This is a genomic window from Streptomyces sp. NPDC002520, from assembly GCF_053595235.1.
Genome location: NZ_JBSFXG010000010.1, coordinates 39,333 through 56,911, shown reverse-complemented (window position 1 = coordinate 56,911; position 17,579 = coordinate 39,333). Strand labels below are relative to the sequence as shown.

Annotated in this window: 20 protein-coding genes; 9 read left to right on the top strand and 11 right to left on the bottom strand. The window is 70.5% G+C overall.

The window, feature by feature from the left end; all coding sequences use genetic code 11:
- Positions 1–5: 5 nt before the first annotated feature.
- Both ACWD5D_RS16535 and ACWD5D_RS16530 read right to left on the bottom strand, forming a co-directional pair.
- Entirely contained in the window at positions 6–242 is a 237-nt protein-coding gene (locus ACWD5D_RS16535; protein ID WP_451373398.1) for a hypothetical protein, read from the bottom strand.
- Positions 239–1,420, bottom strand: a complete 1,182-nt coding sequence (locus tag ACWD5D_RS16530; RefSeq protein ID WP_451373397.1) for an acyl-CoA dehydrogenase family protein — start codon at positions 1,418–1,420, stop codon at positions 239–241. Before ACWD5D_RS16530 ends, ACWD5D_RS16535 begins: the two co-directional genes overlap by 4 nt.
- Positions 1,421–1,590: 170 nt before the next feature.
- On the opposite strand from ACWD5D_RS16530, the gene ACWD5D_RS16525 reads away from it, so the two are divergent.
- From ACWD5D_RS16525 to ACWD5D_RS16515, 3 genes are read left to right on the top strand one after another with little or no spacing between them, the layout of a single operon-like run.
- On the top strand, positions 1,591–2,472 hold the full coding sequence (locus tag ACWD5D_RS16525) for an enoyl-CoA hydratase (RefSeq protein WP_451373396.1): 882 nt from the start codon (positions 1,591–1,593) through the stop codon (positions 2,470–2,472).
- Positions 2,469–3,170 (top strand): acyl-CoA dehydrogenase family protein, encoded by a 702-nt coding sequence (locus ACWD5D_RS16520; RefSeq protein WP_451373395.1) that lies wholly within the window; start codon positions 2,469–2,471, stop codon positions 3,168–3,170. The genes ACWD5D_RS16525 and ACWD5D_RS16520 overlap by 4 nt, the downstream gene beginning before the upstream one ends.
- 4 nt (positions 3,171–3,174) lie before the next feature.
- On the top strand, positions 3,175–4,314 hold the full coding sequence (locus tag ACWD5D_RS16515; protein WP_451373394.1) for an acyl-CoA dehydrogenase family protein: 1,140 nt from the start codon (positions 3,175–3,177) through the stop codon (positions 4,312–4,314).
- On the opposite strand, the gene ACWD5D_RS16510 is transcribed toward ACWD5D_RS16515, so the two are convergent.
- Genes ACWD5D_RS16510 through ACWD5D_RS16500 form a run of 3 tightly spaced genes read right to left on the bottom strand, consistent with a single transcriptional unit; the run spans position 4,292 to position 6,227 of the window.
- Positions 4,292–4,867 carry a PaaI family thioesterase gene (locus ACWD5D_RS16510; protein ID WP_451373393.1) on the bottom strand — a complete coding sequence of 192 codons (576 nt, stop codon included), beginning with the start codon at positions 4,865–4,867 and terminating at the stop codon, positions 4,292–4,294. The genes ACWD5D_RS16515 and ACWD5D_RS16510 overlap by 23 nt on opposite strands.
- Positions 4,864–5,496 (bottom strand): gamma carbonic anhydrase family protein, encoded by a 633-nt coding sequence (locus tag ACWD5D_RS16505; protein WP_451373392.1) that lies wholly within the window; start codon positions 5,494–5,496, stop codon positions 4,864–4,866. The genes ACWD5D_RS16510 and ACWD5D_RS16505 overlap by 4 nt, the downstream gene beginning before the upstream one ends.
- Complete coding sequence (locus tag ACWD5D_RS16500) at positions 5,493–6,227, bottom strand: SDR family NAD(P)-dependent oxidoreductase (RefSeq protein ID WP_451373391.1); 735 nt, start codon at positions 6,225–6,227, stop codon at positions 5,493–5,495. Before ACWD5D_RS16500 ends, ACWD5D_RS16505 begins: the two co-directional genes overlap by 4 nt.
- A gap of 79 nt (positions 6,228–6,306) precedes the next feature.
- Here ACWD5D_RS16500 and ACWD5D_RS16495 point away from each other — a divergent pair, with 79 nt between their 5' ends.
- Positions 6,307–6,744: a VOC family protein gene (locus tag ACWD5D_RS16495; RefSeq protein WP_451373390.1), complete on the top strand. Its 438-nt coding sequence runs from the start codon at positions 6,307–6,309 to the stop codon at positions 6,742–6,744.
- Between the two features lie 2 nt (positions 6,745–6,746).
- On the opposite strand, the gene ACWD5D_RS16490 is transcribed toward ACWD5D_RS16495, so the two are convergent.
- Positions 6,747–7,610, bottom strand: coding sequence for an aldo/keto reductase (locus ACWD5D_RS16490; protein WP_451373558.1), 864 nt, complete (start codon positions 7,608–7,610; stop codon positions 6,747–6,749).
- Positions 7,611–7,786: 176 nt separating this feature from the next.
- Here ACWD5D_RS16490 and ACWD5D_RS16485 point away from each other — a divergent pair, with 176 nt between their 5' ends.
- Positions 7,787–8,665 (top strand): CoA transferase subunit A, encoded by an 879-nt coding sequence (locus ACWD5D_RS16485; protein ID WP_451373389.1) that lies wholly within the window; start codon positions 7,787–7,789, stop codon positions 8,663–8,665.
- On the top strand, positions 8,662–9,423 hold the full coding sequence (locus ACWD5D_RS16480; RefSeq protein ID WP_451373388.1) for a CoA-transferase subunit beta: 762 nt from the start codon (positions 8,662–8,664) through the stop codon (positions 9,421–9,423). Before ACWD5D_RS16485 ends, ACWD5D_RS16480 begins: the two co-directional genes overlap by 4 nt.
- Positions 9,424–9,452: 29 nt before the next feature.
- On the opposite strand, the gene ACWD5D_RS16475 is transcribed toward ACWD5D_RS16480, so the two are convergent.
- On the bottom strand, positions 9,453–10,079 hold the full coding sequence (locus ACWD5D_RS16475) for a TetR/AcrR family transcriptional regulator (protein ID WP_451373387.1): 627 nt from the start codon (positions 10,077–10,079) through the stop codon (positions 9,453–9,455).
- Between the two features lie 116 nt (positions 10,080–10,195).
- Between ACWD5D_RS16475 and ACWD5D_RS16470 the strand changes: the two genes are divergently transcribed.
- Positions 10,196–11,779: an AMP-binding protein gene (locus tag ACWD5D_RS16470; RefSeq protein WP_451373386.1), complete on the top strand. Its 1,584-nt coding sequence runs from the start codon at positions 10,196–10,198 to the stop codon at positions 11,777–11,779.
- Between the two features lie 107 nt (positions 11,780–11,886).
- Here the strand turns inward: ACWD5D_RS16470 and ACWD5D_RS16465 are convergent, their stop codons facing one another.
- On the bottom strand, positions 11,887–12,657 hold the full coding sequence (locus tag ACWD5D_RS16465) for an SDR family oxidoreductase (RefSeq protein WP_451373385.1): 771 nt from the start codon (positions 12,655–12,657) through the stop codon (positions 11,887–11,889).
- Positions 12,658–12,738: 81 nt separating this feature from the next.
- Here ACWD5D_RS16465 and ACWD5D_RS16460 point away from each other — a divergent pair, with 81 nt between their 5' ends.
- On the top strand, positions 12,739–13,548 hold the full coding sequence (locus tag ACWD5D_RS16460; protein WP_451373384.1) for an SDR family NAD(P)-dependent oxidoreductase: 810 nt from the start codon (positions 12,739–12,741) through the stop codon (positions 13,546–13,548).
- A 30-nt stretch (positions 13,549–13,578) separates the two neighbouring features.
- Positions 13,579–14,040 (top strand): acyl-CoA thioesterase, encoded by a 462-nt coding sequence (locus ACWD5D_RS16455; protein WP_451373383.1) that lies wholly within the window; start codon positions 13,579–13,581, stop codon positions 14,038–14,040.
- 49 nt (positions 14,041–14,089) lie between these two features.
- On the opposite strand, the gene ACWD5D_RS16450 is transcribed toward ACWD5D_RS16455, so the two are convergent.
- From ACWD5D_RS16450 to ACWD5D_RS16440, 3 genes are read right to left on the bottom strand one after another with little or no spacing between them, the layout of a single operon-like run.
- The gene (locus ACWD5D_RS16450) at positions 14,090–14,839 is read right to left on the bottom strand and encodes an ABC transporter ATP-binding protein (RefSeq protein ID WP_451373382.1); all 750 of its coding nucleotides are present in this window, start codon (positions 14,837–14,839) and stop codon (positions 14,090–14,092) included.
- Complete coding sequence (locus ACWD5D_RS16445; RefSeq protein ID WP_451373381.1) at positions 14,836–16,677, bottom strand: branched-chain amino acid ABC transporter ATP-binding protein/permease; 1,842 nt, start codon at positions 16,675–16,677, stop codon at positions 14,836–14,838. Before ACWD5D_RS16445 ends, ACWD5D_RS16450 begins: the two co-directional genes overlap by 4 nt.
- A complete protein-coding gene (locus ACWD5D_RS16440; protein ID WP_451373380.1) occupies positions 16,677–17,534 on the bottom strand; it encodes a branched-chain amino acid ABC transporter permease in 858 nt (285 codons plus the stop codon). Before ACWD5D_RS16440 ends, ACWD5D_RS16445 begins: the two co-directional genes overlap by 1 nt.
- Positions 17,535–17,579 lie beyond the last annotated feature (45 nt).

Here is a 17,579-nt window from a genome sequence, read left to right as displayed (position 1 = left end):
AAATGCTAGTGCACAAAGCAATCGCTCGTCAGAATGTGATGGGCATCTCCACGGAACTCGTCGACGGTCGCATCGCTGTGGTCGCCATGGACTACCCGGCCGTCAACGCCCTCCCCGAGGACCCGGCGGACGACCGCGGCGCCGATCCCGGCGCCGACCGCCGCGGTGACGACCACGGTCCGGTCCCTCAGCAGGCCGTGGGCCGGGACGCAGGCGGGAACGGGCTGCTGCGTGCGGGTCATCCTCGGGACTCCTTCGGCAGGCCGAGTACGCGCTCGGCGATGATGGTGCGCTGGATCTCGTCCGACCCTCCGTAGATGGTGTCGGCGCGGCTGAAGAGGAACAGGCTCTGCAGCCGGTCAAGTTCGTACGGCGCTCGTTCGACGGTGAGTGCGCTGCCCCCGAGAACGTCCATCGCGAGCTCGCCCAGCTCCCGATGCCACCGGCCCCACAGGAGCTTCGACACCGAGGCCTCCGGCCCCTGTGATCCGGCGTCGTAATGGCTCAGCGTCCGCAGCGCGTGGGTTCTCAGGACTTCGAGGCCGAGGGTCGCGCGTGCGATCCGGTCGGCGATGTCGGGGTCGTCGATGCGCCCGTTCGCGCGGGCGGTGTCGGTCACGAGGTCGAGCTCGCGCGCGAAGCCGACCTGTTGCCCGATGGTCGACACGCCGCGCTCGAAGCCGAGCGTCGCCATCGCCACGCGCCAGCCGTCGCCGGGGGCACCGACCACCAGGGCGGCGTCGGTGACGGCGCCGTCGAAGAAGACCTCGTTGAACTCGCAGGTGCCGGTCAGCTGCTGGATGGGGCGGATCTCGACGCCTTCCTGACGCATCGGCACCAGCAGGTACGACAGGCCCGCGTGCCGCTGCGATCCCGCCTCGGTGCGGACCACGGCGAAGCACCAGTCGGCATGCTGGGCGAGCGACGTCCACACCTTCTGGCCGTCGATCACCCAGCGATCGCCCTCGCGCCGCGCCCGGGTACGGACATTGGCCAGGTCCGAGCCGGCGTCCGGCTCGGAGTAGCCCTGGCACCAGAGCTCGGTGACACCCGCGATCCCTGGCAGGAAGCGGCGGCGCTGCTCCTCGGTGCCGTGGGCGATCAGGGTCGGGCCGAGCAGCTCCTCGCCGAGGTGGTTGACCCGGGCCGGCGCATCGGCACGGGCGTACTCCTCGTGGAAGATGACCTGCTGGAACAGGCTCAGTCCACGCCCACCGTGTTCGACCGGCCAGCCCAGACAGGTCCAGCCGGCCGCCGCGAGGTGCTGGTTCCACGCGGTCCTGGCCTCGTGCGCCTCGTGCTCCCGGCCTGACCCGCCGAGGCCCTTGAGCTGCGCGAACTCGCCCACGAGGTTGTCCCTGAGCCACTGCCGGACCTCTTCGCGAAACGCCTCGTCCTCTGCGGAGAAGGTCAGGTCCATAGCACTCCTCAGGTGATCGCGCGCTCCGGACGGTCGGCTCGTCGCAGAACGGCAGGCAGGGATAGCACGCACGATAGCCTACCAAGCACTTGTTTGGTATAACGGATGTGCGCGCTCTGCCGCCTCCCCGGCATGCACAGGACACGTTGGCGACGACTTTCGGAGGACACATGAGCGAGCAGGAGCAGCCCCACGACGTAGGTCCCGTGGTGACCTACGAAGTGCGCGGTCCGATCGCCGTGGTCTCGCTGAACCGGCCCCGCTACAGCAACGCCCAGAACGCCAAGGTGACGTACGCGCTGGACGCGGCGTTCGCCCGCGCCGTCGACGACAACGACGTGAAGGCGATCGTGCTGGCCGGCAAGGGCAAGCACTTCTGCGGCGGTCACGACATCGGCACGCCCGGCCGCGACATCCACGAGTCGTTCGAGCGCAAGGCCGTGCTCTGGTGGGACCACACCGACAAGCAGGGCGTCGACTCGCGTTTCGCCCGCGAGTCGGAGGTCTACCTCGGCATGTGCCGACGCTGGCGGGAGATCCCCAAGCCGATGATCGCGATGGTCCAGGGCGCGTGCGTCGCGGGCGGACTGATGCTGGCCTGGTCCTGTGACTTCGTCATCGCCTCCGACGACGCGTTCTTCTCCGACCCCGTGGTCCGGATGGGCATCCCGGGCGTGGAGTACTTCGCACACCCCTGGGTGATGAACCCGCGCGCCGCCAAGGAGTTCCTGTACACCGGCGACCGGTTCACCGCACAGCGCGCTCATGAGCTCGGCATGGTGAACCATGTCGTGCCGCGCGCCGACCTGGAGCGCACGGTGTTCGCGATGGCCGAGCGGATCGCGGGCATGCCCCGCCTGGGGCTGGCGCTGACGAAGAAGGCCGTCAACCAGGCCGAGGACCTGATGGGCCTGCGCGCCGGCATGGACTCGGTGTTCGGCCTCCACCACGCGGCACACGCGCACAACGCCGAGGTCGGCGCCGACTCACTGGCCGGGCTCGACGCGCGCGCGATGGCAGCCGCCGGCAAGCGAGCGGCAGGCCCGGCATGACGCTCCAGTTCACCGAACAGGAAGCAGCGTTCAGGGCGAAGGCCCGGACGTGGCCGGCCGAGCACAGTCCGGGGCGGCTCCCGTCGATGAACACGGAGGACGGCGCCCGAGCCCATCGCCAGTGGGAGCGGACCCCGGCCGGCGGTCACTGGTCCGTGGTCGCCCGAGAGGCCCGGGAGCCGGTGGATCCCGACCGGCGCATGTTCGACGTCGAACCGGGTGAGCCCGTCGGCCGCATCGGCGCGGACCGCCCTGCGGTGGCGCCGGACGCCGCCGCACTCGCGTGCGCCGCGACCCTGCTCGGCGCGGGCGCGCTGCTGCTGAAGGAGTCGGTCGCGTACGCCGGGGTCCGCCGCCGGTTCGGCCGCGTCATCGGTGCGTACCAGGCGGTCGAGCACGCCCTCGCGGACGTCCGCGTGAGCCTGGACTTCGCCCGGCCACTCGCTCGCGGTGCGGCTCCCGAACCGGCCGCCCGTACCGGCGACGCGCCCCGCGACGTATCGGCCGCGAAGGTGGCCGCCTGCACGGACGCCGCGTACCTCGCCGATCGCACCGCGCCGCAGATCCACGGTGCGGTCGGCTACACCCCGGAGTTCGACCTGAGCCCGTGGCTCCTCAAGGTGCGCGCCCTGGTGGGCGCGTGGGGAACGACGGCCGCGCATCGCACACGTGTGCTCGACGCATTGGTCAGGAGCTGATCCCATGTATTTCGGCCTCACCGACGAGCAGCGGGAGCTGGTCCGCACGGTCCGGTCCTTGGTCACCAGGCGTGCCGGCGCCCTGGACCTGCGCGCGGTCGTCGCCGGCGACCTCGGCTACGACGCGGAACTCTGGCGTGCCTTGTGCGAGGAGATCGGCGCGGCCTCGCTGGCGGTGCCGGAGGCGTACGGCGGCGCGGGGTTCTCCTCCCTGGAGACCCATCTGGTGCTGGAGGAGCTCGGTTCGGGCCTGACGCCCTCGCCGCTGCTCGGCTCCGGTGTGCTCGCCACCCAGGCGCTGCTGCTCAGTGGATCCTCCGAGGCGTGCGAGCGGTTGCTCCCCGCGCTGGCCGAGGGCGGCAGCGTCGCCGCGCTGTGCTGGGCCGACGACGGCGGCCGATGGCCGCTGGACGGCTCTGGCGTGACCGCCAGGCCGGGCGAACCGTGGCAGCTGGACGGCCGTGCCACGCTGGTGCTCGACGGCGTCGGTGCCGATCTGCTCATCGTCGTGGCGGACACCGGGACCGGCCCGGGGCTCTTCGAGGTGAGGCCCGGGGAGCCGGGTACGGTCGTGGCGGCGACACCGGGCGTCGACCCGACGCTCCGTTTCGCCGCGGTCGATTTCCACGGTGCGCCCGCTCGGGTACTCGCCGCCGACGCCTCCAAGGTGCTGCCGCGGCTACGCGCCCTCGGGGCGATCGCCACGACCGCGTTGCAGACCGGGGCCGCGCAGCGCGCCCTCGACCTCACCGTGGAATACCTGAAGGAGCGGGTGCAGTTCGGCCGGCCGCTCGGTTCCTTCCAGGCCCTCAAGCACCGGTGCGCCGACATGCTCGTCGCCGTCGAGACCGCCCGGTCGATGTCGTGGGCGGCTGCCTGGTCGGTGGACCACGCACCGGACGACATCGAACGGCAGGCGGCCCTGGCGAAGGCATGGTGCTCCGACGCGTTCCACCATGTGGCCGCGGAAATGGTGCAGTTGCACGGTGGTATCGCGATCACGTGGGAGCACGACGCGCATCTCTACTTCAAGCGCGCCCACGCGACGGCGCAGCTGTTCGGCCGCGCCGCGGAGCACCGACGGGCCCTCGTCGAGAACGCCCGGCGCCCCTCCCCGGCGCTCAGCTCCCCTCCTCGGGAGTGACCCGGACGAAGACGCCTCGCGCCTCGATGGTCGGGACCCCCGCGTGCAGCACCCTGCCGGAGGCCAGCGCCTTGCGCTCGTGGAGTTCGTCGATGCGGCCGGTCAGGGTCAGCGGCCGGTGCAGCGGGGTGGGCCGGCGGAAGTCGACGGTGAGCGACGCCGTCACGCACCGGATCCCGTGGAACTGCACGAGACTCGACAGCACCACGTCCATGAGCATCGCGGCCACGCCCCCGTGCACCAGGTTCTCCGGCCCCTCGAAGAGGTGGTCGAGACCGTCCGGCAGCTCCGCCCGCGCCGTACCGTCCACGAACCGGATCTCGACGCCCGGCAGCGCCGGGTTGTCCCGCTGCCAGGCGTACTCCGGTGCCCCGACCGCGTCGTCGAAGCGGGTGCGGGGCACGCGGGGCAGCCGGGACGCTTCGAGCGTCGGTGTCAGTTCGCGGAGCCGGGCCGCCAGCCGGTGCATCTCCAGATGGCCGATCGCGGTCCGCCCGACGGCGGAGACCAGCGCCCTGGTCGCACTCACCAGTTCCCGTCGCGCGGACGTCACGGGGAACCGTTCCGGTTCGCACGCTCGGCCCGGAGCTCGTGGAGGGGCCGGGAGACGTCCGGACCGGTACTGACCCGGCGTCGGTGAGTCTCCGGCGCGGTGAGCGGCTCGACGGGCCGCATCGTCCTTCGGCTCCGCTCGGCCAGCTCCTGGTAGACGCGGGCACCGTCCCGCTTCCAGGCGAGCATGTCCTCGTCCAGTTCACGGACCACCGTCGCCGGATTGCCGACCACGAGCGAGCGGACCGGCACGGTCGTGCCGGCGCGCACGAAGCTGCACGCGCCGACCAGAGAGCCCTCGCCGATGTCGGCTCCGTCCATGATCACGGCGTTCATGCCCACCAGGACGTGTCGCCCGATCCGGCATCCGTGCAGGATCGCTCCGTGCCCGATGTGGCACTCCTCGGTGAGCACCGCGTCGGCCCCCGGGAACGCGTGCACCACGCAGGCGTCCTGCACGTTCGAGCCGGCGCCGACGACGATTCGGCCGAAGTCGCCCCGCAGGCTGGCACTCGGCCCGATGTAGCAGTCCGCCCCGACGATGACGTCGCCGATCAGCGTGGCGGAAGGATGGACGAACGCCGTGGGGTCCACAGCCGGGACGACGCCGTTGATCTCGTAGCAGGTCACGCCTTCATCCCGCCGTCGGCGACGAAGTCCTGGCCGGTGCAGTAGCTCGCGGCATCGCTGATCAGGAAGGCGACCAGGGCGCTGATCTCCTCGGGGCGGGCCGCCCGGGGGACGGGCAGGTCCGCCACCACCCCGCGGCCGGCGCGGGACTCCTGCGACAGCATCGCCGTGTCGGCGGCGCCCGGACACACGCAGTTGACCCGGATACCCAGCTCGCCGAGATCGAGCGCCGCCGAGTGGGTGAGACCGCGCAGCGCGAACTTCGACGCCGAGTACGCCGTGGAGTTGCGCCAGCCGAAGAGTCCGGCAACCGAGGCGATGTTCACGATGGAGCCGCCGGCCGGCATGTGCGGGACCACGGCCTGCATGCCGTGCACCGCGCCGTAGAGATTGACCCGGAGTTGGGATTCGAACATGTCGGGCTTGGTCTCCAGGAACGGCGCCGCCAGGCAGAGCCCGGCGTTGTTGACCAGCCCGTCGATCCTGCCGAACCGTTCGACACCCAGTGCGACGACACGGTCCCACGCCTCACGGTCACCGACGTCGAGCGCGGCGGCCAGATGCTGCCCGTCAAGCGCGGCGGCCGTCTCCTCGGCGGGCTCCGCGGTGACGTCGGTGAGCACAAGACTCGCGCCCTGTGCGGCGAGGGTGCGTGCGTGGGCTGCGCCGAGACCGCGCCCCCCACCGGTCACGAGCACCACTTTCCCCGTCAGGTCAACCAGGCCGGACATGACTTCCTCCCTCACGTTAACCAAGCGCTTGCTAGATTGCGATCTGACCGGCAACGCCGAGACACCGAGGACATCGACCATGACAGCCGTCCACCACGTCGGAATCACCGTCAGCGATCTGGAACGTTCGCTGGCCTTCTACGAGGACCTGCTCGGTGGCGAGCGGCTCGGCCCCTACGAGCGCCGCGGCCCCCGCGTCGACGCGGTGACCGGGCACCCGGGGGTCATCGTCCGCCAGGCGTTCGTCACCGCCGCGGCCGGCACGACGACGGTCGAGCTGCTCCAGTACGTCGGCGGCTCGGATGTCGTCATCGACCCCGACAACGGCCATGTCGGCGCCGCCCATGTGGCCATCCTGGTGCCCGACCTCGATGCCGCCCTGGAGCGGCTGCGCGGCCGCGGCGCCACCGCTCTGTCCGCACCGATCGTGGCCGGTGAGCCGCTCGCCGGCCACCGGGTCGTCTACGTACTGGACCCCGACCGCGTCCGGGTGGAACTGGTCGAACCGCCGCACTGAGATCACCGGCCCACCCCGTCGAGGGCGGCGAGCTCGGCCTCGGTCAGCACCAGCTCCACCGCCGGAACCGAGTCCCGCACGGACTCGGGGCGGCTCGCCCCCGGGATGGGAATGATCACCGGCGAGCGGGCCAACTGCCAGGCCAGGGCCACGCGTTGCGGACTGACCCCGCGCTCCGCCGCCACCTCGGCGAACGCCGCCGTCGAGGACCCCAGAGCCTTGGCCTCCCGCATGCCGCCCAGCGGGCCCCACGAGAGGAAGGCGAGCCCCAGTTCCTCGCAGAGTGCGATCTCCTGCTCACCGACCCGCCGGCCGGGCGAGTACTCGTTCTGCACCGAGACGAGCGCGTCACCGAGGATCGCGGTGGCCTCGCGGATCTGCTCGACACCGGCGTTGGAGATACCGACGCGCCGCACCAGGCCGTCGTCGTACAGGTCCCGCAGTGCCTGCATCGACTCCGCGTACGGCCGACGGGGATCGGGCCTGTGGTGCTGGTACAGCGGCAGCGCGTCGAAGTCGAGCCGGCGCAGCGATTCCTCACAGGCGCGGCGCAGGTGCGCGGCGCTCCCGTCGATCCACCACGTGGTCTCACCGGGTCGCGTATGGCCGCCCTTGGTCGCCACGACGACGTCGTCCAGGGAGCCGGGCCAGGACCGGAGCGCCGCCACGAGCGCGGTCTCGTTCACGCCGTAACCGCCCGTGGGGCCGTACACGTCCGCGGTGTCGAACAGGGTGATCCCGGCATCGAGCGCCGCGTGCACGGCACGAACCCCGCGCTCGACGTCGTGACCGGGCACCTGGGTGAGCGTCATGGCACCGAACCCGAGCGCGGAGACCTCGAGGTCGCCCAGGCGACGGCGGGGCATACCGCTCACTCGCCCACCGCCGTACGACCGGCGGCGCTGCCTGTCACTGCCGTATGTTCCATCCCCACTCCAAACCAAGCGCTTGATCAACCGGCAACCGCGCAACCACCCTCGTGACAACCGCGCCACACCCGGCTACGCTACCAAACAAGCGCTAGGTTTAGGGAGGGGATGGCGTGGCCGACAAGACCATGTCGCTCGCCTCGGCTGTGAGCCAGGTCGAGTCCGGCATGACCATCGGCATCGGCGGCTGGGGCTCGCGGCGCAAGCCGATGGCGCTGGTGCGCGCATTGCTGCGCAGCGACGTCCAGGACCTCACGGTCGTCACGTTCGGCGGCCCCGATGTAGGGCTGCTCTGCGCCGCCGGCAAGGTCCGCAAGCTCGTCTACGGCTTCGTGTCGCTCGACAGCATCCCGCTCGACCCCCACTTCCGGGCGGCGCGCGAGTCGGGCGCGCTCGAGACCGCCGAGTACGACGAAGGCATGTTCGTCACCGCACTGCGCGCGGGGGCCGGTCGGCTGTCGTTCCTGCCCGCACGAGCCGGCCTCGCCAGCGACGTGATGAGCATGAACCCCGGGATGAAGACGGTCGCCTCGCCGTACGACGACGACGTGTACGTCGCGGTGCCGGGTGTGCGGATGGACATCTCGCTCATCCATCTCAACCGCGGCGACGCCCAGGGCAACGGCCAGTACCTGGGCCCCGACCCCTACTTCGACGACCTGTTCGCCAGGGCCTCCGACCGCTGCATCATGAGCGTCGAGCAGTTGGTGGACACCGCGGAGCTGAGCAAGCTCGGACCGCCGCAGTCCCTGTTGCTCAGCCGGATGTTCGTCACCGCGGTGGTCGAGGCGCCGCGGGGCGCGCACTTCACCTCATGCGAGCCGGACTACGGGCGCGACGAGGCCTTCCAGAAGCACTACGTGGCCGCCGCCCAGGACGCCGCGTCCTGGAACGCCTTCCGGGAGACCTTCCTCGGCGGCGACGAGGCGGACTACCTGCGCGCCGTCGAAGCCCACCACCAGAGCCGGACCGACAGCGGGGAGCAGCGGTGAGTACGGACGCGACCAGGGCCGAGATCTGCGCGGTCGCCTGCGGCGACGCCTGGCGCGGTGCGGGCGAGGTGCTGGCCCACGCGGTCGGGACGATCCCGGCCATCAGCGCCAGGCTGGCGCGGCTGACCCACTCCCCCGATCTGGTCCTGACCGACGGGGAGTGCTTCTTGATGAGCGAGCCCCCGCCGCTCGGCCGGGGCGCCGCTGCCGGTGGCACCATCGAAGGCTGGGCCCCGCTCCGGAGCGTCTTCGACATCCTCGGCACCGGCCGCCGGCACAGCATGATGGGTGCCGGCCAGCTCGACCGGTACGGCAACCAGAACATCTCGGCGATCGGGGACTGGCGCCGGCCGAGACGACAGCTCATCGGAGTCCGCGGCGCGCCGGGCAACACCGTCAACCACCGGGTCGACTACTGGGTGCCGTCACACTCGCCCCGGGTCTTCGTCGAGCAGGTCGACGTGGTCTGCGGTGTCGGCAACGACCGTGCCCGCGCCCATCGGAGCACATCCCTGCGGTTCCACAGGCTCGGCGTGGTGGTCACCGACCTCGCCGTGCTCGACTACGACGCCGACGGCCGGCTGAAAGTCCGCTCGCTGCACCCCGGAGTGACCGCCGACGAAGTGGCCGAGAAGACGGGCTTCACCCTGGACGTCTCGACGGCGACCACGACCAGGCTCCCCGACGAGGCCGAACTGCGGCTGATCCGCGAGGTGATCGACCCGGCCGGCCTGCGAGAGCGCGAGGTCCGGGCCTGAACGCCCGGTCTCGCCCGCCGGGCCGGGAGTCAGGGCCTGAGCAGGCCGTCGTGCAGCATCACGAGGTACTGCTCCGCCATGGTCTCGTAACTGAAGCGGCCTCCGGGCCGGTACCAGCGGACGGCGGACCAGACAGCGTCCCGGATGTAGCGGTACGCGAGGTCCCGGTCGAGATCCTTGCGGAAGATGCCGGACATCCGGCCCGCGTCGAGAACGCCGAGCCACACCTGCTCGATGTCCCGACTGGTCTTGGCGACGAAGTCGAACCCGGGCACCGTGGCCAGGAACGAGGACTCGTTCTGGTACAGCGCGACGGCCTGCGGGGCTTCGTGAATGGTCGCGAACGAGCACCGGATCAGCTCGTCGAGGATGTCCTTCGGGTTGTCGCCCTCTTCGACGATCTGCACGAACCGCTGATGGAGGCCGCCGAGGAAGCCCTGGAGGATCTCTGTGAGCATCGCCTCCTTCGACGAGAAGTGGTGATAGAGGCTGCCGGACAGGATGCCCGCCTCGTCCGCGATGTCGCGGACCGTCGTCTGGGCGTAGCCACGCGTCGCGAACATCTCGGCCGCGATGGCGAGAAGCTGCGCCCGGCGTGCGGAGCTGGTCGAGCTGCCTCGCCTGCGGCCCTTTCCTGCGGCCTGAGTCGTCGCCATCTCCCCGTTCCCTTCTGCTGCGCCGGTCGGCACTGCGCATGGGCGTTCATGACACAGATCATGGTGCCCAGACGCAGTGTACCTAACAAGCACTTGCTCAACTAGGAGTCTGGTCCATGACACCACGTACGGTTCCCGCCCTACTGTCCTACGGCGCCGAGCAGTTCGCAGACCGGCCGGCGATCGTGGACGGCCACGTCAGGCTGAGCTACTCCGGGCTCGCGGCGTCGGTCGAACGGGTCAGTCGCGCGTTCCTGGCCACCGGAGTGGCGCCGGGCGACCGGGTGGCGGTCTGGGTGCCGAACCGGCACGAGTTCATCCTGGCACTGCTGGGCGCCCAGAATCTCGGAGCATCCGTCGTGCCGCTCAATACGCGCTACCGGGGCCACGAGGCCAGAGTGATCCTCGCACGGTCCCGGGCGAGTGTACTGGTGACCGCGAACGGCTTCCTGGGCGCCGACTACCTGGCCATGCTCGAGCAGGCCGGGGAGGGCGCCCGCTCGGGCGGCCTGTTCGGACTGGAGCACCTGCACACGGTGGTCGACGTCGCCGAGAGCGGGTACCCCGCGACGATCGGCTGGACGGAGTTCCTCGACCGGGCGGACTCGATCGCCTCCGACCGGGTGGCCGAGGCCGCCGCCGGAGTCACGCCGGACACGGTGTGCGACATCCTGTTCACCTCGGGCACCACGGGCGTCCCGAAGGGTGTGATGAGCGCGCACCGCCAGACGATCGGTGTGGCGGAGGTCTGGGCGCGCGGGGCCGGGCTCGACGACAGGGACCGGTACGCGATCGTGAACCCGTTCTTCCACGGCTTCGGGTACAAGGCCGGCATCGTCTCGGCGCTCACCGCGGGAACCGCGATCCATCCGGTGCCGACCTTCGTCCCGGTCGCGCTCATGGAACTGGTCCAGAGCGAGCGGATCACCGTCCTGCCCGGGGCGCCCACGATCTTCACCACGCTCATCAACCATCCGCGGCTGCGCGACTTCGACCTGTCCTCCCTGCGGTTCGCGATCGCCGGCGCCGCATCGGTGCCGGAGTCTTTGTTCGAGCAGATGCGGGACGTGCTCGGGTTCAAGACCGTCGCCCAGGCCTACGGCCTCACGGAGTGCGTCGTCGCGACCCAGTCCCGGCCGGGCGAGGATCCCCGCCATGTCGCAGAGACCACCGGTCCGGCGGTGCCGGGTGTCGAGATCGAGGTCGTCGATCCGTCGGGTGCGCCGGTCCCGGTGGGAACCGACGGCGAGATCCGGCTGCGCGGCGAGAACGTGATGCTCGGCTACTTCGAGGATCCGGCGTCGACCGCGGCGGCCGTGGACCGCCACGGATGGTTCCGCACCGGCGACGTCGGCCGCCTCGACGAGCACGGCTGCCTCAAGATCACGGACCGGATCAAGGACATGTTCACGGTCGGCGGTTTCAACGTGTACCCCGCCGAGGTGGAGAACGTGCTCAGCCGCCACCCCGACCTCATCGAGTCAGCTGTCGTCGGCGTCCCCGACGAGCGGCTGGGATCCGTCGGCCGGGCTTACGTGGTGCCGCGGCGGGGCGCCGTACTCGACGCCGGGCAGCTCACCGCCTACTGCCGGGAGCAACTGGCCAACTTCAAGGTGCCGCGGACGTTCGTCGTCACCGACGCGCTCCCGCGCAACGCCGGCGGCAAGGTGCTCAAGAAGGACCTGTCCCACGGCAGTTGACCGCGTACAACAACCGCCCCTGGCCCACGGGGTCAGGGGCGGCGCCCTCGGGTTCCTTCGGTCGCGACGTCTCTCGCGCTCCCCTCCCTTCAGGGAGGTGGCCTCGCTCAGGCGTTGGGCGTGTGCTGCAGGAAGGCGGGCCACTCCCCGCCGCCGTCGACGTTGAGCACGGCGCCCGTGATGTGGCCGGCGAGCGGCGAGGCGAGCATGAGGCAGGCGGCGCCGATCTCTTCGGGCTTGGCGAAGACGCCGCGGGGAATGGTCGCCGCGACCCGCGCGAACTGCTCTGCGTCGCCGTAGTGGTCGGCCGAGCCGGGTGTGGCGACCAGGCCGCAGCTGACCGCGTTGACTCGCACGTCGGGTGCCCATTCCACGGCGAGACTTCCCGTCAGGCTCTCCACCGCCGCCTTGGCCGCCCCGTACACCGCCGTGCCGGGGCTCGGCCTGCGTGCCGAGATCGAGGTGATGTTGACGACCGAGCCGGAGCCGGATCTGCGCAGCGCCGGGTACGCCGCGTGGCAGACGTAGACGGCGGCCATCAGGTTGAGCGAGGCGATCTTGTCGTGGAAGCGGGGTGATGCGGAGGCGAAGTCCGTGAACGGTGCGCCGCCGGCGTTGTTGACCACGACGTCGAGGCGGCCGTGCCGGTCGACGACGTCCGCGATCCACGCGCTCACCTGGTCGGCGTCGCGGACATCCACCTGGGAGAACCTGGGTCGCCGGCCTTCGACCGCCCGGAGGTCCTGCGGCAGGCTGCGCCCGCAGATCTCCAGATCGGCACCGGCTTCGAGGAAGGTCGACACGATGCCGTCCCCCACGCCGCGGGCGCCTCCGGTGACGAGTACGACCTTGCCCCTCATGTCGAAGCTGACCACCACGTGTCGCCCTTCTCGTCCGGGTGGTTGACATCGTAGATGACGAACCAAACAAGTGCTAGGTTGCTTTAGATGGAGGCACAGATGACGGAACGTCAAGTCAGCATCGTGACCGGCGGTGCCCTGGGTATCGGCGGCGCCACCGCACGTCGCCTCGCCCGACGCGGCGACCTGGTGCTGCTCAACGACATCGACGCGGCCGCCGCAGCAGTGACGTGCGCGGAGATCACGGACGGCGGCGGACGCTGTGTCGTGGTGAGCGGCGATGTGACCGACGCCGACACCGTCGCCCGGATCACTGCCACGGCCGACGAACTGGGCCAGGTCGGCGTCCTGGTGAACAACGTCGGGGACTTCCGTCCGGCGGCCCGCGACTTCCTGCACAGCGACCCGGAGCAATGGGACCGGATGCACCAGCTCAATCTGCTGCACGTCCTGCGCCTGACCCACGCGGTTCTCCCTGGGATGGTCGAACGCGGGCGCGGCTGCATCGTCAACAACGCGACTGTCGAGGCGCTCCGCGGTATCCCGGGCCATGTCGTCTACTCGGCCTACAACGCCGGGGTGGTCGCGTTCACCAAGAGCCTGGCGGTCGAGGTGGGCCGGCACGGGATCAGGGTGAACGCGATCGCTCCCGACCTCGCCGACAGCGAGCAGACCCCGGCCGCGCTGATGATCGGGGACCGCGATCCCGACCGGGTCCGGACCTGGGTTCCCCTGGGCCGCTTCGGCCATGTGGACGAATACGCGCGGGTGATCGAGTTCCTGACCTCGGACGCCGCCGCGTACGTGACCGGCCACACCCTGCCCGTCGACGGCGGCACCCTGGCCGCCTCCGGGTGGTATGCCCGAGTCGACGGCAAGGGCTGGACCAACTTCCCCCGTCATGCCTGAACTTCGAACGCACGGATCGAAAGGACCTGGATGAGCACGCGCGCGGCCACGTCGGCCGGACCTCTGCACACCCTCACGTTCCGCTTGGGATACGCCGACACCGATCCGGCGGGGATCCTCTACTACGGTGCCTGGTTCCCCTGGATGGAGCGGATGCAGAGCGAGTGGTTCTACCTCAACGGACTGCGCCAGGACCGTCTCGCGCAGGAGCACGGCTTCTGGAGCGTCACCTGCCGGACCGAGTGCGAGTACCTGGTCCCGGTGGGCCTCTTCGACGAGATCCGTGCGGAGCTGCGGCTGGGCCGGGTCGGCCGGCGCTCCTTCGACATGTGCCACGAGATGCGTCGTACCTCCGACGACGTCCTGGTCGGCCGGGCGAAGATCACCGTCGTCACCGTCACACCCGACGGGGCGTCGACCGCGATCCCGGATCTCCTGCGCCGCCACCTCGACGCGTGGCGGACGGGCGCGGCCTTGGAAGCGGCCCGTTGACGTACGAGGGACGGGCGGTGATCCGCCCGTCCCCCGTACGTACGGCCCGTCAGGCGGCGGGCGGCCTGCCGAAGTAGGCGTCTCGCAGGACGGTGAGGTCGTTCACCTCGGACGCCCGCGCGGAGAGAACGGTACGCCCGGTGTCCAGGACCACGACGTGGTCGGCCACGGCGAAGGAAGCCTCCACGGCCTGCTCGACCAGCAGGATGCCCATGCCGGTGTCCTTCAGCTCGTGCACACGCTGCATCACCTCGCGGACGATGACCGGGGCCAGCCCGCCGGACGGTTCGTCGAGCATGAGCAGCTTGGGATGTGCCATCAGCGCCTGACCGATGGCCAGCATCTGCTGCTGCCCGCCGGACATGCTCGCGGCGGGCATCCGGCGCTTCTCGCCCAGGACGGGGAAGATCTCGTAGATCCGCTCCACGTCCTCTCGCAGCCGGCTGCGCCGGCGCTTGCGGGCGAAGGCGCCGAGCAGCAGGTTCTGCTCGATCGTCTGGGAGTGGAAGACCCTCTTCCCTTCCTGCACGTAGGCCACTCCGCGGGCGACCCGGCTGTGGGGCGAGGCCTTGGCGAGGTCCGCGCCCTCGAAGAGCACCTCGCCGGCCAGCACCTTGTTCAGTCCGGCAATGGCCCGGAGCGTGGTGGTCTTGCCCGCACCGTTGCGGCCGAGGAGAACGGTGATCTCGCCGGGCCGCACCTCCAGCGAGACGTCCCGGACGACCCGGAGATCGCCGTAGCCGGTGGCGAGGGCACGGACCTCGAGCAGGGGTGCCGCGGTGGAAGCTGCGTCGGTCACTGTTCTCCTCCGGCGGCCGGCCCGGGCATGAGGTCGCTCATCACGAGCTGGTCCCCGCCTGCTTCGGCGGATTCGATGCCGAGGTACTCGCTCATCACCCTCGGATCGTTCTCGATCTCCTCCGGCGTGCCACGGGCCATCAGCTGTCCGTGGGCGAGGGCGACGATCTCGTCGGCCAGCGAGAGCACGAGCTGGAAGTTGTGCTCGACCAGCACCACCGTCCCGCCGGCGTCGCGGACCCGCCGAACGACCTCGGCGAGCCGGTCCACCTCGTCCTCGTCGAGGCCGGATGCGACCTCGTCGAGCAACAGCACACCAGGCTGACGAACCAGGCAGCGGGCGACCTCCAGGAGCCTGCGCTGTCCCAGCGGCAGGGCGACCGCTTCGAAATCCTCCAGATGGCGGATGCCCACCAGATCGAGCACACGACGCGCCTCGGTGAAGTCCGCGCGCCGCACCCGGCGGTAGCGCGGCAGCCGCAGAACCGCCTCCAGCACCGTGACCCGGTGGGTGGAATACCGGCCGGACATGACCGCCTCCAGCACCGTGATCCCCTCGGGGATGTTCGGTGTCTGGAAGGTGCGCCCCACACCGGCTCGCGCGACCCTGTCGGGCCCGCGTCCCTGAAGTTCACGGTCGCCGAGCCGGATCGTGCCCGCATCGGTGCGGTAGAAGCCGCAGATCATGTTGAGCAGCGTGGTCTTGCCCGAGCCGTTGGGGCCGATGAGCGCGGTGACACGGCCGGGCTCGGCGGTGAGATCGACTCCGGCGAGCGCCTGGTTGCCGCCGAACGCCTTGGACACACCCCGCACATGGAGCGGCGCCCCGGTCAGCGGGAGCATCTCCGCATCACTGTCGGGCCGGGGCTCCTCGCGCGGGGCCCGCGCGAGCACCTTCGCCCAGGCGCTCCGGGCGAGCCCGCTGAGCCCACCGGTCAGCAGTACGCCGCCGACGAGCAGGAAGCCACCGGTGACGAGCAGCGAGTAACGCTCGTACTCACCGGACTGGTTGAGGCCGAACTGCAGCACGAACGCGCCGATGAGGGCGCCGTACACGCTTGCGGAGCCGCCGAGGATCGACGCGGCGAGCACCGTCGTCGCCAGCGTGAACGAGAACGTCTCCGGGGAGACGTAGAGGTCGAGGCCGGCGAAGAGCGCGCCCGCCAGTCCCGCGGGGATCGCGCCCAGGGCATAGGCGAGAAGCTTCATCCGGAAGACGGAGATGCCCATCGACGCCGCCAGGACGGGTGACTGCTTGAGCACGCGCAGCGCGGTCCCGTGCCGCGACACCGCGATGTTCCGCATGATCACGAACCAGGCGGCGGTCACCACGACGATGACCATGTAGTAGTCGCCGGAGCTGAGCGGCTGTCCGAAGAGCGTCGCGGGGAGGATGCCGCTGAGCCCGTTGCGGCCGCCCGTGTGCTCCTTGAAGATCGCGATCACATCGGGGATCAGCAGCACCAGGAAGAAGGAGGTCATCGCCAGGGACCAACTGCCCAGGCGCAGGCCGGGGATACCGGTGACGATGCCGACCAGCAGGGCGACAAGACCGGCGACCACCAGTTGCAGCGCGAGGTCGGTGTGTCCGGCCCGGGACATCAGGCCCGCCGCGTACGCACCGCCGGCGTACATCGCGGCCTGGCCGAGGGCGAGTTCACCGGCGAACCCGAGGCTGAGATTGAGGCCGCCGGCCAGAAGCGAGAGGATCAGTGCGAGCTGCACCTGACGGATCAAAGAGGCGCTGGCACCGAGGTGGGGCAGGAAAAGCACCACGACGCCGAGCGCGAGCGGGACGATCCACAGCGGCAGGTCGCCGGCACGACGCAGCAGGCGCATCACACCATCCTTTCCTTGGCGCGGACGAAGAGCCCTGCGGGACGGGCCAGGAGCACGACGATGAGGATGAGGAAGACGGTGAGGTTGGCGTACTCACTGCCGAGGTATCGCGAGGCCAGCGCTTCGGCCAGGCCGACGGCCAGGCCGCCGGCCAGGGTGCCCTCCATCGAGCCGAAGCCTCCGATGGCAAGCACGACGAACCCTTTGAGCGCGAGCGCGGCACCGAGCGTCGACACAGCGAAGGTCTTGGGCCCGACGAAGACCCCGAGGAGCCCTGCCAGTGCTCCGGCCGCGACGAACGCGCCGAACGCCATGGCCCGTACGTTGACACCACGCAACTGCGCGGCTTCGCGGTCCTCGGACATCCCCAGGAGCGCCAGCCCGGTCATCGAGCGGCGGCCGAACCGGACGAGCAGCACCACCAGTGCGACCGCGAGACCGATCAGGAACAACTCGGCCGGATAGACCCGGCCGCCCAGCAGCGTGACCGCCTTGTCCCCGGCGAAGAACGGCACCGTGAGCGGCTGGCTGCCCCAGGTCAGCTGGGCCGCGCCGTCGATGAGGATCGCGGCGCCCAGCGTGGTGACCAGGATGTTGTGCGGGTCGCGCACGGGCCGGATCGCCACGAAGAACTCGAGAGCGGCAAGCGCCGCGACGGCGATTCCTGCGACCAGCAGGACGAGGAGGGTGGAGAACTTCCAGTCGACCAGGCCGCTGTACGCGACGAAGGCGCCGGCCATCATCAGCTGCGCTTGTGCGAAATTGAATGACTTGGCGGATATGTACACGATGTTGTAGCCGATGGCCACGAGTGCATACACCGCACCGAGGGCGAGGCCGCCCCAGAGCAGGGTCATGTTCCGATCCTCACGATGATTTCGGTCGCGGTGCCCGGACACCTC

What these genes read in the sequence shown, in the direction of transcription:
- ACWD5D_RS16535 (WP_451373398.1), bottom strand. Translation starts at nt 242, where the DNA reads ATGACCCGCACGCAGCAGCCCGTTCCCGCCTGCGTCCCGGCCCACGGC.
- ACWD5D_RS16530 (WP_451373397.1), bottom strand. Translation starts at nt 1,420, where the DNA reads ATGGACCTGACCTTCTCCGCAGAGGACGAGGCGTTTCGCGAAGAGGTC.
- ACWD5D_RS16525 (WP_451373396.1), top strand. Translation starts at nt 1,591, where the DNA reads ATGAGCGAGCAGGAGCAGCCCCACGACGTAGGTCCCGTGGTGACCTAC.
- ACWD5D_RS16520 (WP_451373395.1), top strand. Translation starts at nt 2,469, where the DNA reads ATGACGCTCCAGTTCACCGAACAGGAAGCAGCGTTCAGGGCGAAGGCC.
- ACWD5D_RS16515 (WP_451373394.1), top strand. Translation starts at nt 3,175, where the DNA reads ATGTATTTCGGCCTCACCGACGAGCAGCGGGAGCTGGTCCGCACGGTC.
- ACWD5D_RS16500 (WP_451373391.1), bottom strand. Translation starts at nt 6,227, where the DNA reads ATGTCCGGCCTGGTTGACCTGACGGGGAAAGTGGTGCTCGTGACCGGT.
- ACWD5D_RS16495 (WP_451373390.1), top strand. Translation starts at nt 6,307, where the DNA reads ATGACAGCCGTCCACCACGTCGGAATCACCGTCAGCGATCTGGAACGT.
- ACWD5D_RS16490 (WP_451373558.1), bottom strand. Translation starts at nt 7,610, where the DNA reads ATGCCCCGCCGTCGCCTGGGCGACCTCGAGGTCTCCGCGCTCGGGTTC.
- ACWD5D_RS16475 (WP_451373387.1), bottom strand. Translation starts at nt 10,079, where the DNA reads ATGGCGACGACTCAGGCCGCAGGAAAGGGCCGCAGGCGAGGCAGCTCG.
- ACWD5D_RS16470 (WP_451373386.1), top strand. Translation starts at nt 10,196, where the DNA reads ATGACACCACGTACGGTTCCCGCCCTACTGTCCTACGGCGCCGAGCAG.
- ACWD5D_RS16460 (WP_451373384.1), top strand. Translation starts at nt 12,739, where the DNA reads ATGACGGAACGTCAAGTCAGCATCGTGACCGGCGGTGCCCTGGGTATC.
- ACWD5D_RS16455 (WP_451373383.1), top strand. Translation starts at nt 13,579, where the DNA reads ATGAGCACGCGCGCGGCCACGTCGGCCGGACCTCTGCACACCCTCACG.
- ACWD5D_RS16445 (WP_451373381.1), bottom strand. Translation starts at nt 16,677, where the DNA reads ATGCGCCTGCTGCGTCGTGCCGGCGACCTGCCGCTGTGGATCGTCCCG.
- ACWD5D_RS16440 (WP_451373380.1), bottom strand. Translation starts at nt 17,534, where the DNA reads ATGACCCTGCTCTGGGGCGGCCTCGCCCTCGGTGCGGTGTATGCACTC.